At 65.4% G+C, this 25,542-nt stretch carries 25 protein-coding genes; 3 read left to right on the top strand and 22 right to left on the bottom strand.

Annotated features, from left to right (window positions below; all coding sequences use genetic code 11):
• Window positions 1-24: 24 nt before the first annotated feature.
• The 17 genes from nuoI to BFL28_RS06065 form a co-directional block, all read right to left on the bottom strand.
• A complete protein-coding gene (nuoI, locus tag BFL28_RS05990) occupies window positions 25-510 on the bottom strand; it encodes an NADH-quinone oxidoreductase subunit NuoI (RefSeq protein WP_069319686.1) in 486 nt (161 codons plus the stop codon).
• The gene (nuoH, locus tag BFL28_RS05995; RefSeq protein ID WP_069319687.1) at window positions 507-1,565 is read right to left on the bottom strand and encodes an NADH-quinone oxidoreductase subunit NuoH; all 1,059 of its coding nucleotides are present in this window, start codon (window positions 1,563-1,565) and stop codon (window positions 507-509) included. The genes nuoI and nuoH overlap by 4 nt, the downstream gene beginning before the upstream one ends.
• A complete protein-coding gene (gene nuoG / locus BFL28_RS06000) occupies window positions 1,562-3,583 on the bottom strand; it encodes an NADH-quinone oxidoreductase subunit NuoG (RefSeq protein WP_069319688.1) in 2,022 nt (673 codons plus the stop codon). Before nuoG ends, nuoH begins: the two co-directional genes overlap by 4 nt.
• A gap of 3 nt (window positions 3,584-3,586) precedes the next feature.
• A complete protein-coding gene (locus BFL28_RS06005; RefSeq protein ID WP_069319689.1) occupies window positions 3,587-4,243 on the bottom strand; it encodes a hypothetical protein in 657 nt (218 codons plus the stop codon).
• Window positions 4,240-5,544, bottom strand: coding sequence for an NADH-quinone oxidoreductase subunit NuoF (nuoF, locus tag BFL28_RS06010; RefSeq protein ID WP_069319690.1), 1,305 nt, complete (start codon window positions 5,542-5,544; stop codon window positions 4,240-4,242). The genes BFL28_RS06005 and nuoF overlap by 4 nt, the downstream gene beginning before the upstream one ends.
• A gap of 91 nt (window positions 5,545-5,635) precedes the next feature.
• On the bottom strand, window positions 5,636-5,806 hold the full coding sequence (locus BFL28_RS20865; RefSeq protein ID WP_158011625.1) for a hypothetical protein: 171 nt from the start codon (window positions 5,804-5,806) through the stop codon (window positions 5,636-5,638).
• Window positions 5,803-6,471: a complex I 24 kDa subunit family protein gene (locus BFL28_RS06015; RefSeq protein ID WP_069319691.1), complete on the bottom strand. Its 669-nt coding sequence runs from the start codon at window positions 6,469-6,471 to the stop codon at window positions 5,803-5,805. The genes BFL28_RS20865 and BFL28_RS06015 overlap by 4 nt, the downstream gene beginning before the upstream one ends.
• Window positions 6,471-6,776, bottom strand: a complete 306-nt coding sequence (locus BFL28_RS06020) for a nuclear transport factor 2 family protein (protein ID WP_069319831.1) — start codon at window positions 6,774-6,776, stop codon at window positions 6,471-6,473. Before BFL28_RS06020 ends, BFL28_RS06015 begins: the two co-directional genes overlap by 1 nt.
• Before the next feature lie 26 nt (window positions 6,777-6,802).
• Window positions 6,803-8,014, bottom strand: a complete 1,212-nt coding sequence (locus tag BFL28_RS06025) for an NADH-quinone oxidoreductase subunit D (RefSeq protein ID WP_420911755.1) — start codon at window positions 8,012-8,014, stop codon at window positions 6,803-6,805.
• Window positions 8,015-8,034: 20 nt separating this feature from the next.
• The gene (locus tag BFL28_RS06030) at window positions 8,035-8,946 is read right to left on the bottom strand and encodes an NADH-quinone oxidoreductase subunit C (protein ID WP_069319693.1); all 912 of its coding nucleotides are present in this window, start codon (window positions 8,944-8,946) and stop codon (window positions 8,035-8,037) included.
• Window positions 8,943-9,464, bottom strand: coding sequence for a NuoB/complex I 20 kDa subunit family protein (locus BFL28_RS06035; RefSeq protein ID WP_069319830.1), 522 nt, complete (start codon window positions 9,462-9,464; stop codon window positions 8,943-8,945). Before BFL28_RS06035 ends, BFL28_RS06030 begins: the two co-directional genes overlap by 4 nt.
• Before the next feature lie 47 nt (window positions 9,465-9,511).
• On the bottom strand, window positions 9,512-9,886 hold the full coding sequence (gene ndhC / locus BFL28_RS06040; RefSeq protein ID WP_069319829.1) for an NADH-quinone oxidoreductase subunit A: 375 nt from the start codon (window positions 9,884-9,886) through the stop codon (window positions 9,512-9,514).
• Between the two features lie 200 nt (window positions 9,887-10,086).
• Window positions 10,087-10,908: an inositol monophosphatase family protein gene (locus BFL28_RS06045; RefSeq protein WP_069319694.1), complete on the bottom strand. Its 822-nt coding sequence runs from the start codon at window positions 10,906-10,908 to the stop codon at window positions 10,087-10,089.
• 125 nt (window positions 10,909-11,033) lie between these two features.
• Window positions 11,034-11,597 carry an elongation factor P gene (gene efp, locus BFL28_RS06050; RefSeq protein WP_069319695.1) on the bottom strand — a complete coding sequence of 188 codons (564 nt, stop codon included), beginning with the start codon at window positions 11,595-11,597 and terminating at the stop codon, window positions 11,034-11,036.
• A 73-nt stretch (window positions 11,598-11,670) separates the two neighbouring features.
• A complete protein-coding gene (locus BFL28_RS06055) occupies window positions 11,671-12,261 on the bottom strand; it encodes a M23 family metallopeptidase (RefSeq protein WP_069319696.1) in 591 nt (196 codons plus the stop codon).
• The gene (locus BFL28_RS06060; protein ID WP_338152240.1) at window positions 12,258-13,304 is read right to left on the bottom strand and encodes a L,D-transpeptidase family protein; all 1,047 of its coding nucleotides are present in this window, start codon (window positions 13,302-13,304) and stop codon (window positions 12,258-12,260) included. Before BFL28_RS06060 ends, BFL28_RS06055 begins: the two co-directional genes overlap by 4 nt.
• 99 nt (window positions 13,305-13,403) lie before the next feature.
• Window positions 13,404-16,391: a TonB-dependent receptor plug domain-containing protein gene (locus BFL28_RS06065; RefSeq protein WP_069319697.1), complete on the bottom strand. Its 2,988-nt coding sequence runs from the start codon at window positions 16,389-16,391 to the stop codon at window positions 13,404-13,406.
• Between the two features lie 299 nt (window positions 16,392-16,690).
• On the opposite strand from BFL28_RS06065, the gene ctrA reads away from it, so the two are divergent.
• Window positions 16,691-17,398, top strand: coding sequence for a response regulator transcription factor CtrA (gene ctrA, locus BFL28_RS06070; RefSeq protein WP_069319698.1), 708 nt, complete (start codon window positions 16,691-16,693; stop codon window positions 17,396-17,398).
• 64 nt (window positions 17,399-17,462) lie between these two features.
• On the opposite strand, the gene BFL28_RS06075 is transcribed toward ctrA, so the two are convergent.
• Complete coding sequence (locus BFL28_RS06075) at window positions 17,463-19,136, bottom strand: amidohydrolase (RefSeq protein ID WP_069319699.1); 1,674 nt, start codon at window positions 19,134-19,136, stop codon at window positions 17,463-17,465.
• 97 nt (window positions 19,137-19,233) lie between these two features.
• On the opposite strand from BFL28_RS06075, the gene BFL28_RS06080 reads away from it, so the two are divergent.
• Both BFL28_RS06080 and BFL28_RS06085 read left to right on the top strand, forming a co-directional pair.
• Window positions 19,234-20,478, top strand: a complete 1,245-nt coding sequence (locus BFL28_RS06080) for a threonine ammonia-lyase (RefSeq protein WP_069319700.1) — start codon at window positions 19,234-19,236, stop codon at window positions 20,476-20,478.
• A 297-nt stretch (window positions 20,479-20,775) separates the two neighbouring features.
• Complete coding sequence (locus BFL28_RS06085; protein ID WP_069319701.1) at window positions 20,776-21,549, top strand: arginyltransferase; 774 nt, start codon at window positions 20,776-20,778, stop codon at window positions 21,547-21,549.
• Here BFL28_RS06085 and BFL28_RS06090 read toward each other — a convergent pair.
• The 4 genes from BFL28_RS06090 to BFL28_RS06105 all read right to left on the bottom strand — a co-directional run bounded on the left by BFL28_RS06090 (window position 21,546) and on the right by BFL28_RS06105 (window position 25,531).
• Complete coding sequence (locus tag BFL28_RS06090; protein WP_069319702.1) at window positions 21,546-22,355, bottom strand: transglutaminase family protein; 810 nt, start codon at window positions 22,353-22,355, stop codon at window positions 21,546-21,548. The genes BFL28_RS06085 and BFL28_RS06090 overlap by 4 nt on opposite strands.
• Before the next feature lie 10 nt (window positions 22,356-22,365).
• Complete coding sequence (locus BFL28_RS06095; RefSeq protein WP_069319703.1) at window positions 22,366-23,301, bottom strand: alpha-E domain-containing protein; 936 nt, start codon at window positions 23,299-23,301, stop codon at window positions 22,366-22,368.
• 2 nt (window positions 23,302-23,303) lie between these two features.
• Complete coding sequence (locus BFL28_RS06100; protein ID WP_069319704.1) at window positions 23,304-24,767, bottom strand: circularly permuted type 2 ATP-grasp protein; 1,464 nt, start codon at window positions 24,765-24,767, stop codon at window positions 23,304-23,306.
• A gap of 155 nt (window positions 24,768-24,922) precedes the next feature.
• Entirely contained in the window at window positions 24,923-25,531 is a 609-nt protein-coding gene (locus tag BFL28_RS06105) for a redoxin domain-containing protein (RefSeq protein WP_069319705.1), read from the bottom strand.
• Window positions 25,532-25,542 lie beyond the last annotated feature (11 nt).

Consider the following 25,542-nt stretch of genomic DNA (forward strand, 5'->3'; position numbering starts at 1 on the left):
ATGGGCCCCTGGTTGCCGCGGCGCTTAACGGTACGGTGCATCGGCGGCAAGGTTCGCGGCGATTGCGCGCTCCCAGCGGTCACCGTTCGCGAGCAGCTTGTCCTTGTGATAGATCAGCTCTTCGCGGGTTTCGGTCGAGAATTCGAAGTTCGGCCCCTCGACGATCGCATCGACCGGGCACGCTTCCTGGCACAGGCCACAATAGATGCACTTGGTCATGTCGATGTCGTAGCGCGTCGTGCGGCGGCTGCCGTCGTCGCGCGGTTCGGCCTCGATCGTGATCGCCAGCGCGGGGCAGATCGCCTCGCACAGCTTGCACGCGATGCAGCGCTCTTCGCCATTGGGATAACGGCGCAAGGCATGTTCGCCACGGAAGCGCGGCGAGATCGGGTTCTTCTCGTAAGGGTAGTTGATCGTCGCCTTGGGCTTGAAGAAATACTTCAGCGTAAGGGCGTGCGCCTTCACGAACTCCCAAAGGGTGAACGAACGAACGAGTTGAGCGACGCTCATGCGGCAACTCCGACACGGGTCAACATGAGATACCCGGAAATAAGGAATACGAAGGTCAGCGACAGCGGCAGGAAGATCTTCCAGCCCAGCCGCATCAGCTGGTCATAGCGATAGCGCGGTACCGTCGCCTTCACCCAGCTGAACACGAAGAAGAAGAACAGGATCTTCGCGAACAGCCAGACGATGCCCGGAATGTCGAACCATGGGATCAGGTCGATGTTGAGCGGCGGCAGATAACCGCCCCAGAACAGCGTCGCGTTGAGCGTGCACATCAGGATGACGTTGGCATATTCGCCAAGCCAGTAGAGCGCGAAGCTCATCGACGAATATTCGGTCTGGTAACCGGCGACGAGTTCGCTTTCCGCCTCGGTCAGATCGAACGGTGCGCGCGCGGTTTCGGCGAGCGACGAGATCAGGAACACCACCGCCATCGGGAACAGCAGCGGGTTGAAGCCATAGCCGTTGACCAGCCCCAAAATGTGCCCGCGCTGCCCCTCGACAATGCCGCTGAGGTTGAACGTGCCGGCCCACAGCACGACGGCGATGATGACGAAGCCGATCGAGACTTCATAGCTCACCATCTGTGCCGCGGCGCGGATCGCGGAGTAGAAGGGATATTTGGAGTTCGACGCCCAGCCGGCGAGGATGATGCCGTAGACACCGAGCGAGGACGCGGCGAGGATGTAGAGCAGCCCGACATTGATGTCCGACAGCACCACGCCGACATCGAACGGCACCACCGCCCACACGATCAGCGCGACGGTGAAGGTGATGATCGGCGCGATCAGGAACAGGCCCTTGTTCGCGCTCGACGGGATGATCGTTTCCTGAAGGAAGACCTTGAGCCCGTCGGCGAACGACTGGAGCAGGCCGAGTGGGCCGACCACGTTCGGCCCGCGGCGCAGCGCCATCGCCGCCCAGATCTTGCGATCGGCATAGATGATCATCGCCACTGCCAGCATCAGCGGCAGTGCGATCACGAGGATGCCGACGATGGTGGCGGTGAACCACGCCCATTCGTAGGCCATGCCCCAGGACTGGAAAAAGGCGGTCACTCTGCGGCCTCCGCGAAATCCTGGCCATGGATCAGTTCGGCCGAGCAGCGCTGCATGGTGGGCGATGCACGGCAGATGGCGTTGGTGAGATAGAAATCGGCGATCGGATAGGCCACTTCGCCCTCACCCTTTGCGTCCAGCGCCGGCGGGTTCCATTCGAAGCTTGCCAGACCTTCCTCGGCCAGCGCGGGCGTGTCGGCGAACATCGCCGCGCGCAATTGCTCGAACGTGTCGAACGGCAGCGTCTTGCCCAGCCGTTCGGACAGTGCGCGCAGGATCGTCCAGTCCTCACGCGCGTCGCCCGGCGGGAACGACGCCTTGTCGCCGCGCTGCACGCGGCCTTCCAGGTTGACGTAGGTGCCGGCCTTTTCGGCATAGCTCGCGCCCGACAGGATCACGTCCGCCGCATGCGCGCCCTTGTCGCCGTGATGGCCGATATAGACGTTGAAGCTGTTGGCGAACTTCGAGAAATCCACCTCGTCCGCGCCCAGGAAGAAGGTCAGCTTCGACCCGGCCGCGACGATGTCGGCAATGCCGCCCTTCGAGACGAAGCCCAGCATCAGCCCGCCCATCCGGCTGGCCGCCATGTGCAGCACGTTGAAGCCGTTCCACACCGCACCGGTATCGAGCGTCCGCACCAGGTTCAGCTTCTTGGCCAGCGCGAGGGCCGCGCCATGCCCGTTCTGGAGCGCCGCGCCGCCGACGATCACCATCGGACGCTTGGCATTCTTGAACGCATCGGCCGCCGCCTTGGGCAGCTTGCCGAGCAGGCCCAGATCGTTGCCGAGCCACGTTGCCTTGTAGGTGAGGTCGACTTCCGGACCAATCGCGAAGACCTTTGCGCCGCGCTTGATCGCCTTGCGCACGCGGGTGTTCACCAACGGTGCTTCCCAACGCAGGTTGGTGCCGACCAGCAGCACGACGTCCGCCTCCTCGACACCCGCGATGGTGGTGTTGAAATTCACCGCGCCTAGGCTGGTCGCATCATAGGCCATGCCGGTCTGACGGCCTTCGAGCAGGTTCGAGCCGAACGACTGGACCAGCGTCTTCGCGGCGAAGATCGTCTCGCAATCGAGCAGGTCGCCATGGATCGCGGCGACCCTGTCCCCGGCCCCGTTCGCGGCGGTCGCGATGGCGGCGAACGCCTCGTCCCACGTCGCTTCAACAAGCTTTCCGTCGCGACGGACATAGGGTTTGTCGAGCCGGCGGCGCGACAGGCCGTCGACATGGTGGCGCGTCTTGTCGTGCGCCCATTCCTCGTTCACGTCCTCGTTGATGCGAGGCAGTACGCGCAGCACCGCGCGACCGCGCCGGTCGATGCGGATGTTGGTGCCAACCGCGTCCATCACGTCGATCGCCAGCGTCTTGGTGAGTTCCCACGGCCGCGCCTCGAACGCATAGGGCTTGCTGGTCAGCGCGCCGACCGGGCAGAGGTCGACGACATTGCCCGACAGCTCGCTCGTCACCGCCTGTTCGAGGTAGGACGTGATCTGCATGTTCTCGCCGCGATAGAGCGCGCCGATTTCCTCGACGCCGGCCACTTCCTCGGCAAAGCGCACGCAGCGGGTGCGCTGGATGCAGCGGGTCATCACCGTCTTGACGATGGGACCCATATATTTCTCGGTCACCGCGCGCTTGTTCTCGGTGTAGCGCGAGTGGCCCCGCCCGTACGCGATGGACTGGTCCTGCAGGTCGCACTCGCCGCCCTGGTCGCAGATCGGGCAATCGAGCGGGTGGTTGATCAGCAGGAATTCCATCACGCCTTCGCGCGCGGCCTTCACCATCGCGCTGTCGGTGCGGATTTCCTGATTGTCGGCGGCCGGCAGCGCGCACGACGCCTGCGGCTTGGGCGGCCCGGGCTTCACCTCGACCAGGCACATGCGGCAATTGCCGGCGATCGACAGCCGCTCGTGATAGCAGAAGCGCGGGATTTCCTTGCCCGCGGCCTCGCACGCCTGGAGCACGGTGGCGCCCTGCGGAACTTCGACTTCGATCCCGTCTACGGTAACCTTCGGCATCTTCTACTTACTCGCTGGGGCCGCGGCCGGGCTGAGACTGCGCCATGCGGCAAGCGCGACCAGCGCGCGCAGTCGGTTGCCGGTGAATTTCACGTTCGGATCGTTCTTGGCGCAGCGGTCGAACACCATCTGCACCGGCTGCGAACGGGCGATTGCGTCCGGGCTCATCGGCTCGGTCGCCAGCCACGCCGCGACATCGTCGGGTATCGAGCGTACGGTGCAGGTCGCGGCCGCATCGCCGAGCGACTGACCCACGACCGCCGGTCCCGTCGCCGCACGCGCCAGACGGGCATTGAGCGGCGCCGCGTCGCGCATCAGCAGCCGTTCGGCCAGCGCGCCGGTCAACACCAGCGACGGGCGGGGCAAACGACCCCGCGTGCCGAAGCAGCCGCCATTATTCTGGAAGATGGTGGCGAACGACCGCTGATAATCGGGCGAGCGGAAGTCCTTTGCGAGTGCCGTCGCCACCTTGTCGCCGCTGTTCTTCACCACGCAGGTCGCCGATCGGTACGCCCAGGTAGGGGCGCGGCCTTCACCCTCCGGCTCGTCCGGCGTGCCGGGCATCTCGCGCCACGGCGCAGGCGGCAGGCCGGACTGAAGCGGCGGCTGGGGCGTCGTCTGCTGCGCTGCCAGCATCAAGGATAGCGCGGCAAGGATCATTCCGCCGCCTCCTGCATCGGGGCGAGGCCCCCGCCCTGCTTCTCGACGATCCGCCGCTCGATCTCGGGACGGAAATGCTTGATGAGGCCCTGGATCGGCCAAGCCGCCGCGTCGCCGAGCGCGCAGATGGTGTGCCCCTCGACCTGCTTGGTCACGTTGTAGAGCGTGTCAATCTCGCTGATGTCCGCGTCGCCGGTGCGCAGCCGCTCCATCACGCGCCACATCCAGCCGGTACCCTCGCGGCATGGGGTGCACTGGCCGCAGCTCTCATGCTTGTAGAAGTAGGAGATGCGGCTGATCGCCTGGACGATGTCGGTCGACTTATCCATCACGATGACCGCCGCGGTGCCGAGGCCCGATCCGACGGCCCGAAGCCCGTCGAAATCCATCGGGCAGTCCATGATCTGCTCGGCCGGGACCAGCGGCACCGACGAGCCGCCCGGGATCACCGCGACCAGATTGTCCCAGCCGCCGCGAATGCCGCCGCAATGCTTCTCGATCAGCTCGCGGAACGGGATCGACATGCTCTCCTCGACCACGCACGGCTTTTCGACATGGCCGCTGATCTGGAAGAGCTTGGTGCCCTTGTTGTTCTCGTTGCCGAAGCTGGCGAACCATTCGGGCGAGCGGCGCAGGATCGTCGGCGCGACCGCGATGCTCTCGACATTGTTGACCGTGGTCGGGCAGCCATAGAGGCCCGCGCCTGCCGGGAAGGGCGGCTTGAGGCGCGGCTGACCCTTCTTGCCCTCAAGGCTTTCGATCATCGCGGTTTCTTCGCCGCAGATATAGGCGCCGGCGCCGCGATGACAGAACACGTCGAAGTCATAGCCCGAGCCACAGGCATTCTTGCCCAGCAGACCCTTGGCGTATGCTTCCTCGATCGCCGCGAACAGCGTCTGCGCCTCGCGGATATATTCGCCGCGAATATAGATATACGCCGCGCGTGCGCGCATGGCGAAGCCGGCGACCAGCGCGCCTTCCAGCAACAAATGCGGATCGTGGCGGATGATCTCGCGGTCCTTGCACGAGCCCGGTTCGGATTCGTCCGCGTTGATGACCAGGAAGCTCGGCCGCTCGGACGTCGGGTTCTTGGGCATGAACGACCATTTCATGCCGGTTGGGAAGCCCGCCCCGCCGCGACCGCGCAGGCCCGATGCCTTGATCCGATCGATGATCGTATCCGGGCCGAGCGCCAGCAGCGCCTTGGTATTGTCCCACGCGCCGCGCAGAATCGCAGCGTCGAGGTTCCACGGCTGATAACCGTAGAGATTGGTGAAGATGCGATCCTTGTCGGCCAGCATTATTTGCTGCCCTTCTTCGCGCGCGTGCCGGCCCAGATCGCGATCATCGCACCCGTCATCGCGCAGAATATGCCGAGCCAGGCTGCCGTGTTCACTTCGGACCTCCGATACGCTTGTTGTCCTTGACCGCGAGGTAGATCGCGACGCCGATGCCGACCAGCAGCAGCGGGAAGAACAGCTTGGCCGCGAGCTTCAGCACCCAGCCGAGCACGACGATGCCGCCGATGATCGCAAGGATCGTTACGATGGTGTTCTTGCTCACCATTCGCTCCTGTAATCGTGATTGGCCGAGACCATTTCCTTGAGCGTCGTGGGCCCGCCCAGCGGCTCGACCGTGTGCCGGCCCGGCTCCTGCGTTCCCGCCCTGGGCGTCTGCCCATTGGCCAGCGCATCGAGGATCGCGACGGTGCGGTCGTAATCCAGGTCTTCGTAATTGTCGTCGTTGATCTGGACCATCGGCGCCGACGCGCAATTGCCCATGCATTCGACTTCGGTCAGCGTGAACAGGCCGTCGGGCGTGGTCTTGCCCTTGGTCATGCCGCGGTTCTTGCACGCCGCGAACACGTCGTCCGACCCGCGCAGCCAACACGGCGTCGTGCCGCACACCTGGACGTGGTACTTGCCGACCGGATGCAGGTTGAACATCGTGTAGAAGGTCGCGACCTCCAGCACGCGGATCACCGCCATGTCGAGCTCACGCGCGACGAACTCGATCACCGGGATCGGCAGCCAGCCCTGCGTATTGGTTTCGGCCCCCACCTGACGCTGCGCCAGATCGAGATAGGGGATGGTGCAGCTCATCTGCCTGCCGGCAGGATAGCGCGCACGGATCGTCGCAGCCTTGGCGGCATTTTCCGCCGACCAGGCGAAATTACCCCAGCGCGCCCGGATTTCCGGCGTGTCTTCGATTGCGTTTGCGTCGGCCATTAGCGGATGAACTCCACGCGGCTCACCTTGTCGCCGCTGAAGGAATAGATGGACATAACGTCGAACTGCTCGCCATCGGGCGCGCGGCTGACCTTTTCGAGAAGCACCACCGTCTCGCCCAGTTCATAGCTGGTGAGGATGTCGGCGTGGTTCTGTGGGAATTGCGCGAACATGGCCTGAAGACCCGAACGCACCCCTTCCCTGCCCTCGCGCAGCACGGCGCCGCGATAGCCCGCTTCGCAGGCATCGTGGGTCATCAGCTCGACATAGCCGTCAGCGTCCTGCGCGTTGTAGCGGGCGATCATTTCATGCGCGGTGGCAAGACGCTGGCTCACCGGTCGCACTCCCCGAACACGATATCCATGGCGCCCAGGATCGCGGTGATGTCCGCCAGCATGTGCCCCTTGGCCATGAAGTCGAACGCCTGCAAATGGCTGAATGCGGTCGGGCGGATCTTGCAGCGATAGGGTTTGTTCGACCCGTCGCTGATCAGATAGACGCCGAGTTCGCCCTTGGGGCTTTCGGTCGCGACGTAGACTTCGCCGGCCGGAACGTGGAAGCCTTCGGTATACAGCTTGAAGTGATGGATGAGCGCTTCCATCGACTGCTTCATCTCGGCGCGCTTGGGCGGGCCGACCTTGCGATCGAGCGTCATCACCGGGCCGTCCGGCATTTCGGCCAGGCACTGTTTCATGATGCGCGCGGATTGATAGACTTCCTCGACGCGGACCATGAAGCGATCGTAGCAGTCGCCGCGCGTGCCGACCGGCACGTCGAACTCCATGCGGTCATAGACGTCATAGGGCTGGGACTTGCGGATGTCCCAGGGAATGCCGGCGGCGCGGATCATCGGGCCGGAAAAGCCCCATTTGATCGCATCGTCGCGGCCCACGACGGCGATGTCGACGTTGCGCTGCTTGAAGATGCGGTTTTCCGCGACCAGGCTGATCGCATCGCCGAACAGCCGCGGCAGACGCGTGTCGAGCCAGTCGGCGATGTCGGCCAGGAGCTTGAGCGGCACGTCTTCATGCACCCCGCCGACGCGGAAGTAATTGGCGTGCATGCGCGCGCCCGACGCGCGCTCATAGAAGTTCATGCAGTCTTCGCGCAGCTCGAACATCCACAGGTTCGGCGTCATCGCGCCGACGTCCATGACGTGCGAACCCAGGTTGAGCATGTGATTCTTGATGCGCGTCAGCTCGGCGAAGAACACGCGGAGATACTGCGCGCGAAGCGGCACTTCGAGGTCGAGCAGTTTCTCGATCGCGAGCACGAAGCTGTGCTCCATCGCCATCGGCGAGCAGTAATCGAGCCGGTCGAAATAGGGGATCGCCTGATTGTACGTCTTGTACTCGATCAGCTTTTCGGTCCCGCGGTGCAGCAGACCGACATGCGGATCGATCCGCTCGATGATCTCGCCGTCCAGTTCGGTGACGAGGCGCAGCACGCCGTGCGCCGCCGGGTGCTGCGGCCCGAAGTTGATCGTGTAGTTCGCGATCTCGACATTGTCCGCGACCGAGCCGTCGGGAACATGGCCGTGCATCAGCTGATCGACGGTATCGTTCACTGGTTTTGCCCCTTGCCCTTGGTGGGCACGACATCAGGGTTTTTGGGCTTGCTCTTGCGCTTGTTGCCCGGCGTCGGCTCGCCCGCGCCGGTCTGGGCGGTCGAATCCGTCGTCTTGGCAGTCTTCGCGCGCGGCTTGGCGGTTTTCTTGGCCTTGTCGCCCGCCTTCTGCACCTCGTCGGCGCTCACCGGCGAAGGCGCGCCCTTGGCCTGCGGCACGGCGGGCGCTGCAGCAGGGGCCGGCGGCGGAGACGGCGGCGCCTTGCCCTGCGGCGTGTCGCCGGGGCCGGGGCCTGCCACCTTCTCGTCGCCCGGCAGCACATATTGCGCGCCTTCCCACGGGCTCATGAAGTCGAAGTTGCGGAAATCCTGAGCGAGGCTCACTGGTTCATAGACCACGCGCTTGGCTTCTTCCGAATAGCGCAGTTCGACGAACCCGGAGAGCGGGAAGTCCTTGCGCTGCGGATGCCCGCGGAACCCATAGTCGGTCAGGATACGGCGCAGGTCCGAATTGCCTTCGAACAGCACGCCGTACATGTCGTACACCTCGCGCTCGAGCCAGCCGGCGACCGGCCAGATACCGGTTACCGACGGCACCGGCTGGACCTCGTTCGTCGTCACGCGCACGCGGATGCGGTGATTGCGGGTATAGCTGAGTAGCATGTAGCAGACGTCGAACCGCTCGGCCCGCGCCGGGTAATCGACGCCGGCGATTTCCATCAGCGCCTGATATTCCAGACCGGCGCCGTCGCGCAGCGCGACCATCGCGTCGAGAAGCCGATCGCGCTGGACCGTCAGATTGACCTCACCGACCAGGTCGGTCGCCTCGATCAGCATGTCGCCCAGCGCCGCCTGCGCGGCCGCGATCACGCCGTCATTCGCGGCGTAGCGGGGAGCCGGCGCCCTCACCGCGTCACCGTGCCGATGCGGCGGATCTTCCGCTGAAGCTGCATCACGCCATAGAGCAGCGCCTCGGCCGTCGGGGGGCAGCCGGGGACATAAATGTCGACCGGCACGATCCGGTCACATCCGCGCACGACGCTGTAGCTATAGTGGTAATAGCCGCCGCCATTGGCGCAGCTGCCCATCGAGATGACGTATTTGGGCTCGCTCATCTGATCGTAGACGCGGCGGAGCGCCGGAGCCATCTTGTTGCACAGCGTGCCAGCGACAATCATCACGTCGCTTTGACGCGGAGAGGCGCGCGGGGCGGCGCCGAACCGCTCCATGTCGTAGCGCGGCATGTTGACGTGGATCATCTCGACCGCGCAGCAGGCGAGGCCGAAGGTCATCCACCACAAGGAGCCGGTGCGCGCCCACTGGAACAACTCCTCGGTCGAGGTGACCAGGAAGCCCTTGTCGTTCAGCTCGCCATTGAGGTCGTTGAAAAAGCCCTGCTCGGGCTGCACCACCGGCTGGCCCGCCATGGGCTGGCCTTGCGCGTTGAGGATCGGGGAGGTCTGGTTCACTTGGCTCATTCCCACTCCAGCGCCCCGACCTTCCAGGCATAAGCCAGGCCGAGCGCGAGTTCGCCGATGAAGATCATCATGCTGATCCACGCCGCCCAACCCAGGTCGAACACCGTGACCGCCCAGGGATAAAGGAACGCCGCTTCGAGATCGAAGATGATGAAGAGGATCGCAACGAGATAGAAGCGCACGTCGAACTGGCTGCGGCTGTCCTGGAACGCGGGGAAACCGCACTCATATTCAGTCAGCTTTTCCGGCGTCGGCTGGTGCGCGCCGGTGAAGCGGGCCGCGACCATGGGCAGGAAAACAAAGGCACTCGAAAGCACCAGCGCCACCCCCAGGAACAGGAGGATCGGCAGATATTGCGACAGGTCGACCAACATGGCTCTCGCAGTTGCGGAAACTTGGCGCCGCTTTAGGCCGATGGGGGGTGCGGGACAAGGGCGGAAACCCTTGAGAATCATTCGCAACTACCCTCCCGCAATCGGAAGGAGGGCGCCTGCGCAGCGGGCGGCGGGCAAGCCGCCGCGCAGGATGTTGCCCGCCGCTCGGTGCCACCGTCCCGTGCCGGGCGGATCGATCAGGCGTTGCGCAGCGATCCCGCTAGGAGCTTGTGCAGCTTGGAGTGCAGGCCGTCGTTCGCGGCCAGCACCTGGCCCTTGGCGATGTTGACCTCGGTGCCGCGATAGTCGGTCGCGAAGCCGCCGGCTTCCTTGACGATCAGCAGCCCCGCGGCGATGTCCCAGGGCTTCAGATCGCTTTCCCAGAAGCCGTCATAGCGGCCGGCCGCGACCCAGGCGAGATCGAGCGCGGCCGAGCCGAAGCGGCGGATGCCCGCGACTTCGGGCGCGATCGCACCAAAGATGCGGCTCCATTCGGCGAAATTGCCATGGCCGAGAAACGGGATGCCCGTCGCGATCAGCGCGTCGGCCAGGTCCCTGCGCGCCGAGACGCGCAGCCGCTGATCCTGCAGCCAGGCGCCCCGGCCCTTTTCGGCCCAGAAGCTCTCGTCCGTCACTGGCTGATAGATATAGCCGTGCGTGATCTCGGGCTTGCCCTGGCTACCGAACGGATCCTCGACCGCGATCGACATGCAGAAATGCGGGATGCCGTGGAGGAAGTTGCTGGTGCCATCGAGCGGATCGATGATCCAGCGCGGCTTGTTGGGATCACCTTTGATCTCGCCACGCTCCTCGACCAGGAAGCCCCAGTCTGGCCGCGCCTTCTGCAGCTCCTCGATCAACGTGTCCTCGGCGCGCTTGTCGGCGATCGACACGAAGTCGGCCGGCCCCTTGCGGCTGACCTGAAGGTGCTGAACTTCGTTGAAGTCACGCCGTAGCCGCGGCCCCGCCTTGCGCGCGGCGCGTTCCATGACGGTGATGAGGCCGGAATGGGAAACCATGTTAGCTCCAATACCCCTCTCCTATCGGGAGAGGGAGGGGCCCATCGCGCCAGCGATGGGAGGGTGAGGGCGAGGATGGTTTCAAGCCCCCCTCACCCCACCCTCTCCCAGAGGGAGAGGGCTAATTAATCCGCGCGGCGGACGTAGGTCTGCTCGTAAACATCGACGACGATGCGCGTGCCGCTGGCGATGTGCGGCGGCACCATGATGCGCACGCCATTGTCGAGAATTGCGGGCTTGTAGCTCGACGAGGCGGTCTGCCCCTTCACCACCGCATCGGCCTCGACGATCGTCGCTTCGATCGTGTCGGGCAGCTGGACGCTGATCGCTTCGTCCTCGTACAGCTCCATCACCACGTCCATGCCGTCCTGCAGGAATGCGGCAGCGTCGCCCAGCAGGTCGCGCGGCAGCGTGGTCTGTTCGTAGCTTTCCTTGTCCATGAAGACGAGCGCGTCGCCTTCCGGGTACAGAAACTGGAAATCCTTGGTATCGAGCCGCACGCGCTCTACCGTCTCGGCCGAGCGGAAGCGGACGTTGTTCTTGCGGCCATCGCGCAGGTTCTTGAGCTCGACCTGCATGTAGGCGCCGCCCTTGCCCGGCTGGGTGTGCTGGATCTTTACCGCGCGCCAGATGCCGTTTTCATATTCGATGATGTTGCCGGGACGGATGTCCACGCCGCTGATCTTCATGGGGATCGCCTACAGTGCTGAGAAAGAACCTAGACCGTCGGGGTGATCCCCAAAGGTCCAACAACGCCGGCTACTAGCGGCCTGGGCGCGCGCCCGCAAGCAGCGGATAGGGATCGACCGGCGTCCCCTGCCACCAGCGCTCGCCCCGCCCCATCCGCGCGACGGCGAAGTGCAGGTGATAATTGCCTGCGCCGGCATTGCCGCTGTCGCCGACATAGCCGAGCAGTTCGCCAGCCCGCACGCGCTTGCCCTCGACCATATTGGCCGCATAGGCGCGAAGATGCGCATAGTAGAGCATGAGGTCGCCGCTGGCGGCGCGTTGATAGAGGGTGATGCCGCCGCCCCCCTTTGAAAAATAGAGTTTCTCGACCACCCCGTCCTGCGCCGCGACGACCGGCGCGCCGGCCGGCGCCATGATGTCGAGCGCCTGGTGCGAGCGGGTGCCGCCGCCGCGCGCCTCGCCCCAGTTGCTGCGCAGCGAGCGCACGTCGATCCCCTCGACCGGCACGATCAGGCCGCCGGAAGTCCGTTGGGCGGGCGGCACGGCGGCGGCCGGCGGCGCGGTCGGCTGCGGCTCGATCACGCGCACGGTGGCGACGAGGAATGCGATCGCTGCTGCCGCCAGCGCAAGCGCGCTCCAGCCGACGATGCGCAGGATGCTCATTCCTGAAAGACCACCGCCGTGCTGGTATCTACCATCAGCGCCAGCCGTGCGGCGTCCCAGTTGGCGAGCCGGATGCAACCATGGCTTTCACTGCGGCCGATCTGGTGCGGCTCGGGCGTGCCGTGGATGCCGTAATGCTCCTTGCTCAGGTCGATCCACACGACGCCGACCGGACTGTTCGGGCCGGGCGGCAGCAGCGCATCAGGTTTCTTGTCAGAAACGTCCCAGAACAGCTTGGGATTATAGTGGAATTCCGGATTGGGCGCGACGCCGCGAATCTTCCAGCTGCCGATCGGAAGCGGGTCCTTAGCACTGCCGGTCGTCACGTTGAACTGGGCGGCGAGCTTGCCGTCCTTGCCGAACACGCGCAGCACCTTGTCCGACTTGTCGACCACGATCCGGGCCGCCTTGGGCTGCGTGGCGCCGACATTCAGGTCGGTCAGCGTCTTGCGCCAATCCGGCTTGACGCTCGCCTCAAACGCGCCGCCCGTCGGCGTGACGCCGGGCACCTGGATCGGCACGCCGGCAGCCAGGCGCGTGTCGGGGCTGTTCAATTCGATCAGCACCTGTGGCGTCGTATGGAACATCTCGGCCAGCTTCTCGATCGCCGAGCGATAGCCCATCGTCGGGAGCTTGGCCTGCGCCTGCGGGTCCTTAGGCCAAGGCCGGATGAATGGTCCGGCGAGCATTTCAGGCGTCAGCCGCACGATCCTGGTCGGTCGCACCGCGCGATGCTCGTGCAGCGCCTCAAGGGTGCGCTGGTCAATCTTGCCAGTTATCGGCAACTGCCGCGCGATCTGATAGCCTTTCAGCGCCGCAGTCAGCGACTGCCCCTCGCGCCCGTCGAGGATGCCCGGCGGGAAGCCGAGATGATCGAGGATCACCTGAACGTGCAGCACGTCGCGATCGAGTGCCGGTTTGGCCGTCGCCCCCGCCTGTTTCTGACCCGCAGGCTGCCCGGCAGCGACGTTCCCCTGGCCCTGAGCCGCCGTCAAACCGGCCAGCGCCGCAATCCCCAAAGCCGAAGCAACAAATACCCGCACGCGGCCCTTCTCCTCTCAATTTCAGGAAGAACGGCCGACGTGCGGGCTTTGTTTCACATGCGTCGGCGCGCGGAAGCTGCTGCTGCCGCGCGCCCCGCCTCAGTTCATGTTGAACCGGACGCCGATGCGGAATTGCCGGCCCAGCATGTCCGAATAGGTGCTGTTCGCGGCAAGCCCGGTTTCCGGAACAAGCAGCGGCCAGCGATTGAACAGGTTCGTCACGTTGACGAAGAACTGCGCCTCGGACTCACCGACCCTGATCTTCTGCGTCAGGTTCAAGTCGGCATAGAACAGGCCGGACACGCGGTTGTTGTCGTACGTCGGGAACTGCGTGGTCGAGACAGGGCACGTGCCGGTGCATTCGATGCCGCTGGCAGCGTATTTGCCCGAGCTCACCCCACGGCCGACGAGCGTGGCCGAGAAGTCCGGCGAATCATAGGACAGGCTGCCACGGAAGATCCATGTGGGGGTGCTCGCCTGCCCGCCATTCGCGCCGACCGTATCGACCGGCACCTGGCCCGTGATGCCGGTATCGATGATATTGTCGATATAGCGCGTTGCTACGCCACGCAGCGAAACGGCCCGGTCCTCACCGACGGGTACGCGATACGAAGCCTCGAAATCGATGCCACGCACGAGCTGGGTCGTGAAGTTGTAGGGCCGCGTCGTGAACAGCAGACGGGTCGCGTTGTTGGGATCCTGCTGGATCTGCGCGCAGAAGTCAGCCAGCCCCTCAAAGCAGCGGTTGATGATCTGCTGCGCGCTGTAGGTGCCGATGGCGTCGTCCAGCTCGATCCGGAAATAGTCGACCGAGACCGACAGGCCGGGCACGAAGCGGGGCGAAATCACCGCGCCGATGTTCCAGGAGTCCGCGCGTTCCGGCACCAGGTTCAGGTTGCCGAGCGTCGTGCCGGTATAGCCTACGCCGGTGGCGGTATAGCTGCCGCCGTTCGGGCCGGAACCCGCGCCGAACGGATTGGTCACGGAGTCGGTGTTCTGCGCCAGCTGATACAGGTCGGCGAGGTTCGGCGCCCGGATGTCGCGCGAGCGGGTGACCCGCACGCGGATGTCCTCGATCGGCGCCCAGATGGCGCCGGCCTTCCAGGTGGTGACATAGCCCGACGCCGAATAGTCGGTCGCGCGAACCGCGCCATTGAACTCGAGCCCGAAGCCCAGCGGGATGACCGTTTCGAGATACGCTTCCTTGACGTCATACTCGCCATTGGTCGGCACATAATTGCCCACCGACCACCGGTTCGTCACGACGTTGTTGGCGACGATCGGCTGGAATTCGGCGGGCACGAACCCGCGGATCCGCTCCTTGCGATATTCGGCGCCAACCGCGATGCTGACGTCGCCAGCCCAGGTCGCGAACGGCGTGACCGACAGGTTCACACCGGCCAGGAACTGTTCGAGCGTCTCGTCGCGATACGGGTTGCCGAACGCATAGGCGACTGCGGCCGGATCGGTGACGCCCAGGCCGAGCCGGTTCACGGGACGGCAGTTGGGATCGTCGTCGGTCGTGCTTGCGTTGACGTTGATGGAACACTGGATCGAACCGGCCGCGTACCCGCCCGGATTGCCGACCGGCGCGAAGACGGCATTGGTCGCCGCGGCCAGTCGGGTGGTGTTCTGGATGTTCTGCAACTCCTCGTGCAGCTCGGCGCGGCCATATTGGCCGTAGACGTCCCAGCGTGCCGCCTTGCCGAACACCTCGAACGTGCCCTCGGCACCGATCAGGTACCGCTGCACCCTGCGCTCATTATCGACGGCGCGGAACGGCAGGTCCGCGCCGCTCGTCGCGACCGTCACGGATGTCACGCCGGTGAGCGCAGCCGGGCCCAGCGTGTTGTAGAGATAGGCGTTGCAGGTCAGCGGCGCCGCAGCCGCCGTCGCCGCCGCGCCGCAGCCCGTGGCATTGAGCGAGATGCCGGTCTGCAGGTTGGGACCGGCGTTGAAGTAGATGCGCTGGCGATTGTACGACGCCTCGCCGAACAGCTCGACGCCTTCTGCTACCTCGAAGCTCACCCGGCCGAAAAAGCCGTAGCGATCGTCCCTGGGCATCAACCCGATACGGCGGCCGGTATCGTTGACCTGCCACGATCCGCCCTCGATCAGCGTGGGCGCGGCGACCGTGCTCACGCGATTGAAGCCGGCAGGCGCCAGCGCGCCATAGTCGAACACGTTCACCGCGCCATTCTGTCCGAAATACAGGCCGCGCAGCGCATTGGTGGTCGTGCCGGCCGACGCCGTGACCAGCCCGCCCGGCGCCGAGTTGCCCTGGCCGATCGGGCGGCGCGTGGTCAGATATTGCGGCTGCGTCGTGCTGCCCGCGGTCCATGCCGGGTTGGTGACCCGGACATAGCCCGTATGGTTCCATCTGCGATCGTTGGTGTCGACGTTGAAGATGCCATCCTGATGCGCGAGTTCGGCGCTGAGCAGGATATGGCCGCGACCGCCGGCGAACGACTTGCCCGCGGCGACGCTGCCCGAATAGTTGAAGCCGTCGCCATAGCCGGTGACACCGGAATCGGCCGTGACGCGCAGCCCTTCATATTTGTTGTCGAGGATGAAGTTGACGACGCCCGCGACGGCGTCCGAACCATAAGCGGACGAGGCGCCGCCGGTCGAAACCTCGACCCGGTCGATCAGCGCCTGCGGAATGGTGTTGATATCGACGACCCCGTTGACCGCCGAGCCGACCGAGCGGCGGCCGTTCACCAGAATGAGCGTGCGGGTTTCACCCAGGTTGCGCAGGTTCAACGCATTGATGCCGGCCTGCCCGCTCGACAGGTTGAGGCGCGAATTGGCCGGCTTGGTCGATCCGGCCAGCTGTGGCAGCTGGTTGACGAAATCGGCAACGTTGTTGGTGGGCGAGCTGTTCTCGATCTCCGCGCGGCTCAGCACGGTCAGCGGCGTGGGTGCCTCGTAGCCGTCGCGGACGATGCGCGAACCCGTAACGAGGATGCTCTGCCCCGGCTCCTCCTGCGCCGCTTCGGGCGGCGTGGCAGGTGCCGACGCGTCCTGCGCAAAGACGGGATGCGCGATCGCGCACGCGGAAAGAAAAAGCGCTGCCTTGAATTTCATGATGCCCCCTGTGCCTCGCTTGCGCGAACGGCTTGCCCCCGCCGCGCCAGATCGAACCGGCAGGAAGTAACCACGCCAGCGCGCCGTTAGCAAATGCGAAAAATCGGCGTCATGCGCGCGTCGCGAAACTGTGTCGCGCAAGCAACGCCGTAGCGAAATGACTGCTGCTAGAGCGGGCGACTCGTGGATCCGGGCCGGTTAGTGCAAAATTAACCTTTTGCCTTCAGATGTGCTTAGGTTAATGAATCAGTCGTGTTGCGGGTCATAGGGGGCCCAAGCGACAACAGGGGAACCTGCCGATGCGCGTGCTGTTGATCGAAGACGAGCCGACGACCGCCAAGGCGATCGAGCTCATGCTCACGACCGAGGGCTTCAACGTCTACACCACCGATCTGGGCGAGGAAGGCCTCGATCTGGCCAAGCTGTATGATTACGACATCATCCTGCTCGACCTGAACCTGCCCGACATGCACGGCTATGACGTGCTGAAGAAGGTGCGCGTCGCCCGGGTGCAGACCCCGGTCCTGATCCTGTCCGGCATCAACGAGATGGACAGTAAGGTGCGCTCGTTCGGATTTGGCGCGGACGATTATGTGACCAAGCCCTTCCATCGTGAGGAACTGGTCGCCCGCATCCACGCCGTGGTGCGCCGTTCGAAGGGCCATTCGCAGTCGGTCATCCGCACCGGCAAGCTCGCCGTGAACCTGGACGCCAAGACCGTCGAGGTCGATGGCGCGCGCGTCCACCTGACGGGCAAGGAATATGCGATGCTCGAGCTGCTGTCGCTGCGCAAGGGCACGACGCTGACGAAGGAAATGTTCCTCAACCACCTGTATGGCGGGATGGACGAGCCCGAACTCAAGATCATCGACGTCTTCATCTGCAAGCTGCGCAAGAAATTGAGCATGGCGTGCGATGGCGAGAATTATATCGAGACGGTGTGGGGCCGCGGCTATGTGCTGCGCGACGCCGAGGAAGTTACGGCGCCGGTGGCGGAAGTCGCGTAAAGAGACACGCGGGGGCGTGAAGGCCGCGGATCCGATGGGTCCGCGGCCTTTTCTTTTGCGCGCATTACCGCGCGCCGGCCGCAGCCCCCTGCCCGCGCCGATACACGCGCTCGCCGCCGACCCAGGTTTCGAACACCACAGTCTGACGCAGCTGCTCTGGCGAGGCGAGCAGCGGGTCGCGATCGATCACCACGAAATCGGCGCGCATGCCGGGCGCGAGGTGGCCGAACTTCTTCTCGCCAAAGCCAGCATAGGCCGCATCCACCGTAAAGGCGCGCCACGCCTGCTCGCGGCTGACCGCCTCTTCCGGGCGCCAGCCGCCGAACGGCTGCCCCTGTGCATCCTGTCGAGTGAAACCGGCCGCCCAGCCCACGAACGGATTGGGGCTTTCGACCGGAAAGTCCGAGCCGAACACCAGTTTCGCGCGGCTTCCCAGCATGGACTTCCAGGCGTAGGCGCCCGCCAGGCGCTGCGGGCCCAGCCGCGTTTCTGCCATCATGCGGTCGCTGGTCTGGTGAACCGGCTGCATCGAGGCGATCACGCCGAGCTTGCCCAGGCGCAGCAAGTCGGCGGGATCGACGATCTGGGCATGCTCGATCCGCCAGCGCCGGTCACCCTTGTAGGTGTCGGATACTTCCTCGATCGCATCGAGCGCCTGTTTGTTGGCGCGGTCGCCGATCGCGTGCAGCGCCAGCTGGAAATCGTCCATCGCGCCGCGTGCGATCGAGTTGAGCAGTTGCGCGTCGGTCAGGAACGGCAGGCCCGTGTTGGCGGTCGCATCGGCATAGGGTGCCTTCAGCCACGCGCCGCGCGAGCCGAGCGCGCCGTCTAGATAGAGCTTGATCCCGCCCATTCGCAGCTTGTCGTTGTAGAGCCAGGGCGTCGGGCCGCTGCCGCCCACCTGAAGCGCGACATCGACGCCGGCCGAATAGCTCATGATGCGCATGCGCAGGATGCCGAGGTCGCCCATGCGGCGATAGGTCATCCAGTCGTCGAGACTGGTGCCCATATCGGCGCTGGCCGTGACACCGTTGCTTAGCAGGATGTCCTGCGCCTTGATGAAGGCGGCGTTGCGGTCGCGCGGGGTCGGCCTGGGCAGCACCTTCTCGATCAGCGCCATTGCGGCATCGACGAACACGCCGCCGGGCTTGCCCGCCACCATCTCGATCCGCCCACCGGCCGGGGACTTGGTTGCCGCGGTGATGCCGGCGATGCGCATCGCCGCGCTGTTCGCCCAGCCGGCATGGCCGTCGGCGCGCGTGAACCAGGCCGGCTTGTCCCCCGTCGCGGCATCCAGTTCAGCGGCTGTCGGGAAGCGGCCGAGCTGCCACATCTCCTGGTTCCAGCCGCCGCCGACCAGCCACGAGCGCTGCGTATTGTCGAGCGCATAGCGGCGGATCGCCTCCTGCGCCTGTGCCAGCGACGTGGTGGCGGAGAGGTCGAGTGCCATGGCCCGAAAGCCGAGCTCCATGACATGCCCATGCGCGTCGACCATGCCGGGGATGACGGTGCGGCCCTTCATGTCCTCGCGCCAGTCGAGCCGCTCGGGCCGTTTGTCGCCGCGCTTGAGCAGCTTCACCACCTTGCCGTCCGGCGAGACGACGATGCCGTTGAAACGAACGATCTCGCCGCGCTCGTCCAGCGTCATCCCGTCGACATTCTCGACCAGGGCATCGGCAAGCGCGGGATTCGCCAGGAGAAGCGACACGACAAGGGCGAGCGGCAGAGCTGGACGCAAGGATGGTTCCTCCGGGAAAATGCGCGAAAGCTGCGCTTCGAACCGCTTTCGAATAGGCGGTGTTCCCCCGCTGCGCCAGATGGTCTAGGCGATCGCGATGGCAACGCAGGCAGTCCCCGCTCCGCACGACCTTCCGGTCGCCCTGTCCGACGTTCAGGCGGCGGCACAGCGGATCATGGGTGCCGTGGTGCATACGCCGACGCTGCACAGCAAGACGCTGTCCGACCTATCGGGCGCCAATGTGTGGCTGAAGTTCGAGAACCTGCAATTTACCGCCGCGTACAAGGAACGCGGAGCGCTCAACACGCTGCTTCAGCTGGACGAGGCCGCGCGGGCGAAGGGCGTAATTGCGGCATCGGCCGGCAATCATGCTCAGGGCCTTGCCTATCATGGCGGGCGCCTCGGCATTCCCGTCACGATCGTGATGCCCAAGCCGACGCCCACGGTGAAGGTCATGCAGACCGAAGGGCACAAGGCCACGGTCATCCTGGAAGGCGAGACCTTTGACGAAGCCTATGCCCATGCGCGGCAGCTGGAAGCGTCGAATGGCTATACCTTTGTCCACCCGTTCGACGATCCGCGCATCATCGCGGGTCAGGGCACCGTCGCGCTGGAGATGCTGGCCGACGCACCGGCGATCGACACACTGATCGTGCCGATCGGCGGCGGCGGGCTGATTTCGGGCATGAGCACGGTGGCAAAGGCAGCGGCGACGCCGATCGAGGTGGTCGGCGTTCAGGCCGAGCTGTTCCCATCGATGTACAATCTGGTGAAGGGGCATCACGAGCCGATCGGCGGCGACACGCTGGCGGAAGGCATCGCGGTGCGCGATCCGGGCGCGATCACCTCACGCATCGTCGACGCGCTGGTGGACGACATCGTGCTGGTGAGCGAGCGCGCGCTCGAGGAGGCGCTGAGCCTGATCCTGCAGATCGAGAAGACGGTGGTCGAGGGCGCGGGCGCCGCTGGCCTCGCCGCGCTGCTTGCCAATCGCGAGCGGTTTGCGGGCAAGAATGTCGGCATCGTCCTGTGCGGCGGCAATATCGACACGCGGCTGCTGGCGAACGTGCTGCTGCGCGATCTTGCCCGATCGGGGCGGCTGGCGCGGCTGCGCATCCGGCTTCAGGACCGGCCGGGCGCGCTGTATCAGGTTGCGCGCATCTTTCAGGAGCAGGCGGTCAACATCCTCGAACTGGCGCATCAACGCATCTTCACCAACCTGCCCGCCAAGGGCCTCAGTCTCGACGTCGAGTGCGAGACGCGCGACCGCGCGCACCTTGAACGATTGAACACCGCGTTGATGGCCGAGGGCTATGACGTGAAGCTGATCGAGCTCGCCTAGCGCCTGGCTTGATCCGGCGCGGAGCGGTTGGCGTGACCGGGTAGTTGTCCACGTTTTCCACAGCTTGTGGACGAAACGAATCGCTGGTGCGGCGAAACGAGTCGCAGGGCGCTTTCCCGTGCTTTCGGCGGCCCGCTATAGTGACCCTGCGTACTCGTCCTTGGGGGGTGGACGCGACCGGGGGGACATCGGACGGGCTTTGCCATTTTGATGGTAAACCGCCTTTTCATAAAGTTGCCCAGGCTGCATAACGCCCCTTCAAACGTGGTCGCGCGATTTTGAAAGGGGCTTGGGCGGGTGACGGCAATCACGCGATTTCCACGATTTTTCGTGACGAGTCCCTCTCCATGCCCGTACCTGCCGGGCCGGCAGGAGCGGAAGATCTTTACCGAATTGTCGGGGCCGCATGCCGGCGAGCTGAACGATGCGCTGGGCCGCATCGGCTTTCGCCGCAGCCAGTCGGTCGCTTATCGGCCCAGCTGCGTGGGGTGCAATGCCTGCCTCTCGGTCCGTGTATGCACCGAGGAGTTCCGGCCGAACGCAACCCAGCGCAAGCTGATCCGCCGCCATGCCGACCTTGAAGTGACTGCATGTCGCCCGTGGGCGACCGACGAACAATATCAGCTGTTGCGCAACTATCTGTCGACGCGTCACCCGGGCGGCGGGATGACGCAGATGGACGAAACCGACTATGCCGACATGGTCGAGCAGTCGCCGGTCGGCACCTATGTCGTCGAATATCGCGAGCCGGCAGAACGCGGCGGCGCGTTAGTCGGCGCGTGCATCACCGATCAGCAGGCCGACGGCCTGTCGATGATCTACAGCTTCTTCGACGCGGAGAATGCCGAGCGCCAGGGGCTGGGCAACCTCATCATCATGGACCACATCATCCGCGCGCGCGCCGCGGGGCTGCCCTATGTCTATCTTGGCTATTGGGTGAAGGGCAGCGAGCGGATGGCGTACAAGACGCGCTATCGCCCGATGGAGGTGCTGGGGCCGAATGGCTGGTCGCGGCTGGCGGACGACGAGCAGCCGATGGTCGCGGCGATGCCGGTGCGCGAACTGGCCTAAGCGTCGCCGCCGAGCCGGTCGACATGGAGATCGACCGCCATCTCCTCCCGCCCCTGCCCCAGCCGCGAGCCGGCGATCGACGCCGCACCTGGCGCGTCGAGCCCGATCGCGACGCGCACATAGCTTTCGTCCGGACTGATGCCGGCCGAGGGATCAAAACCGACCCAGCCGAGCCGATCGACCCACGCCTCGGCCCAGCCGTGCGGCGCGCTTTCGCCACCGTTATGCTGGCGGTAGCCTGACACGTAGCGGGCGGGCAGCGCCAGCGCGCGGGCGCCGGCGATGTAGATATGGGCCAAGTCGCGTGAGCTGGGCGTGGGCGCGGCGAACGCCTGGGCCGCGGAGAGGCCCGCATCGGGGAGATCGGGCGCGCCGGGGAAACGCGCCGCCAGCGCGGCGTTCCAGCGATGCAGGCGGTCAAGCGTGTCGCGGCCGCTGCCAAAGGTATCGCGGGCGAAGGCGGTCAGTGCCTCGTCGCTCGCCGTGCGCGGCGTCTCGCGCAGGAAGAGCCCTTCGGGAAGCGGCTCGTGGCTGCCGCGCACGACGCCGTTGGATTCGGTGGTCAGCACCTGTCCCGCCACGACGATCGCAATGTCGGCGATCGGCCCTTCGGCATAGAGCATCGTCACCTTGTTGCCGAAGCCGTCGACCGTGTCGCGCAGGCGAACGTCGCAGTCGATGTCGATCCGCCAGCTGAGCACGGTCTGGTCGATCGTGTCGCTGGGCGTCAGACGGAGCATCTGGACCAGGCGCGACTGCGGCTCGCTGAAACGATATTGGGTCAGATGTTCGACGGCGATACGCATGACAGGGCGTCTAGATAAACCGGAACTGCCGGGCAATCGCCGCGTCGAGCATCGCATTTTCACGGATAAAGGCCTGCAGATATTCGTGCAGGCCGCTGACGATCACCTCATGCGCGCGAGTCTTCTGCATGCGCGCGATCCGCGCGCGGGCCATGCGATCGGCCTCCCCCTGCAGCCCGGTCCGCTTGGCCAGCGCGTTCAACTGCTCGACCACCTCCTCGACACAGGCCGCCAGGCTGCGCGGCAGTTCGGCGCGGGCGATCAGCAGGTCGATCACGTTCGCGGGCTCCAGCCCCTCGCTGTAGAGCCAGCGATAGGCGGTGACGGCCGAGACGGTCTGAAGGATCGTGGTCCATTGGTCACGATCGACCACCCCGCCGACCGCTTCGCCGGCCGGGAGCAGCAGATGGTATTTGACGTCGAGCAGCCGCGCGGTGTTGTCGGCCCGCTCGATCGCGGCGCCGAGCTGGATCAGCAGCGTCGCCTCGTTGCGCATCATGCGGTGGATCGCGCCTTCGAAACCGCGCGCCTCGGCCATCACGCCTTCCACCAGGTTCAGTGTGGACGCCGCGCCACCCGGGCTGTGGCGGTGGGCGAACAACAGCCACAGCCGGTTGATCGCGGTCCACGCCTCACGCGTCAGGGCCGTACGGACGGCGCGGGCGTTGTTGCGCGCCTGTTCGAGGCAGCGGACGATCGAACCCGGGTTGGCCATGTCGAGCGTCAGGAAATGTGCGACCGGCTGCTGGCTGATCGACTGACCGGTCGCAGCGAAGGCTTCGTCGTTATAGGTGACGCTGAGCGCGCTGGCCCAGGCCGCCTCGCCCGCCGGTCGCGCGGACAGCGCATCAAGGCGCACCGTCGCCTCGACCAGCCGGGCGGTGAAGTCGGCGCGTTCGACATAGCGCCCCAACCAGTAGAGCGCGGCGGCAGTGCGCGAGAGCATCCTCACGACTGCACCTGCGACTGTGCCGGCGCGCCTTCAGGCAGCAGCACGAAACTGTCCTTGGTCCCGCCGCCCTGGCTGGAATTGACGACCAGCGACCCTTCCTTGAGCGCGACGCGCGTGAGGCCGCCCGGAACGACCTGAACGCCGTCCGAGCCGGTGAGAACGAAGGGGCGGAAATCGACATGGCGCGGGGCGAGGCCGGTGTCGGTCACGGTCGGCACTGTGGACAGCGCCAGCGTCGGCTGCGCGATGTAGCGATGCGGCTCGGCGATCAGCGCGCCACGAAACGCCTCGATCTCGGCCTTGCTGGCGGTCGGACCGACCAGCATGCCGTACCCACCCGACCCGTCGACCAGCTTGACCACCAACTGGTCGAGATGATCGAGGACATACTTCAGCGCTTGCGGCTCACGGCAACGCCATGTCTCGACATTGGGCAGCTTCGCCTCGCCGCCCGAATAGAATTTCACGATCTCCGGCATGTAGCTGTAGATCGCCTTGTCGTCGGCAATCCCGTTGCCCGGCGCATTGATGAGCGCGACATTGCCGGCGCGATAGGCCGCAATCAGGCCCGGCACGCCGAGCAGCGAGTCCGGGCGGAAGACCAGCGGGTCGAGGAAATCGTCATCGATCCGGCGATAGATCACATCGACCCGCACGCGGCCGGCGATCGTCTGCATGTACACGACGTCGTCGTCCACGATCAGGTCAGCCGGCTCGACCAACTCGATCCCCATCGTGTCGGCCAGGAAGCTGTGCTCGTAATAGGCCGAGTTGAAATGGCCCGGCGTCAGCACCACGCAGACCGGCTGGCCGCCCCGTGCACCCGGCGCGACCGATCGCATCGTTTCACGCAGCATGTCGCTATAGCTGTCAACCGCCGCCACCCGAAAGCTGCGGAACAGTTCGGGGCAGAGGCGGATCATCGCCTCGCGGTTTTCGAGCATGTACGAGACGCCCGAGGGCGTGCGCGCATTGTCCTCGAGCACCCAGAATTCGTCGGGCCCGGTGCGGACGAGATCGATGCCGCAGATATGCGCCCAGATGCCGTGCGGCGGGCGGATGCCGGCGACTTCGGGGCGGAATTGCGGGTTGTTGAGGATCAGTTCGGGCGGAACGATGCCTTCCTTCAGGATGCGGCGCTCGCCATACACATCCTCGAGAAACGCGTTGATCGCCTCGACCCGCTGGACCAGCCCTTCGGACAGGCGCATCCATTCCTCGTGCAGGAACACGCGCGGCACGATGTCGAATGGGATGATCCGCTCGCTCGCGTCGCTGTCGCCATAGACGGCAAAGGTGATGCCGAGCTGGCGGAAGGTCGCTTCGGCCGACTGCTGCCGCTTGTGGAGTTCGGCCTGCGGCGTGTCCGCGACCCATTGCGAGAGTGCGGCAAATTCCGGGCGCGGGCTTTCCGGCCCGCCGTGCCCCCAGATTTCATCGAACGCGTGGCCTGTCCCCATTCAGTCCCCATAAGTGCCGAAGAAGCCGGCGGTTCCATGCTGCAACGCTTTGTTGCATCGCACAAGGGCCGATCGTCCCGCGATGAACCATGCAAAAAGGCCGGGGTCGCCCCCGGCCTCCGCCCATCGCTGCCCCCTATAACAGCGAGGGAAACTCAATCGGCGTATTTGACCGAGCAGCCATAGGGCTGGGTCTGGGCAACCGACACCGGCTTGCCCGCCTTGATCTCGTTCAACGCGGCGAGCGCGTGGTTGCGGGCCGCGCCCATTGCCTCGGGCCGGGCGGCTGGCTTGTCGTCGATCGCACCCTGATATCGCACCACGCCGGCGGCATCGATGATGTAGATGTGCGGCGTCGTCTTGGCGGCATAGCCCTTGCCGACCACCCCCTTCGGATCGAGAAGATAATGAGTTGGCGCCGCCTTTTTGTCGGTGACGAACTTGCGCGCGCCGGCCGCGTCGAGATGCCCCTGCTTGCCCGGTGCGCCGGAATTGATGGTGAGCCAGACCGCGCCGCCGGCCTTTGCCGTAGCCTGCGTCTTTTGCATGTTGCCGCTGTCATAGTGGCGCTGCACGAAGGGACAGCCGGGGTTGTTCCATTCGAGCACCACGGGCTTGCCGCGATAATCGCTCAGTTGCACGGTCTTGCCGCTGGCGTCGGTCAGCTTGAAGTCGGTCGCCGCCTTGCCGTTCGCCTGCTCGGCGGCGCTCGGCGCGGCGAGCGCGAAGGCGAGGATGGCGGCCACTGGGATCAACCTGGTCATCGAAACCTCTC

Origin of the sequence: Sphingomonas turrisvirgatae (genome assembly GCF_001721295.1) — a bacterium.
In the GTDB taxonomy this organism is placed as follows: domain Bacteria; phylum Pseudomonadota; class Alphaproteobacteria; order Sphingomonadales; family Sphingomonadaceae; genus Sphingomonas; species Sphingomonas turrisvirgatae.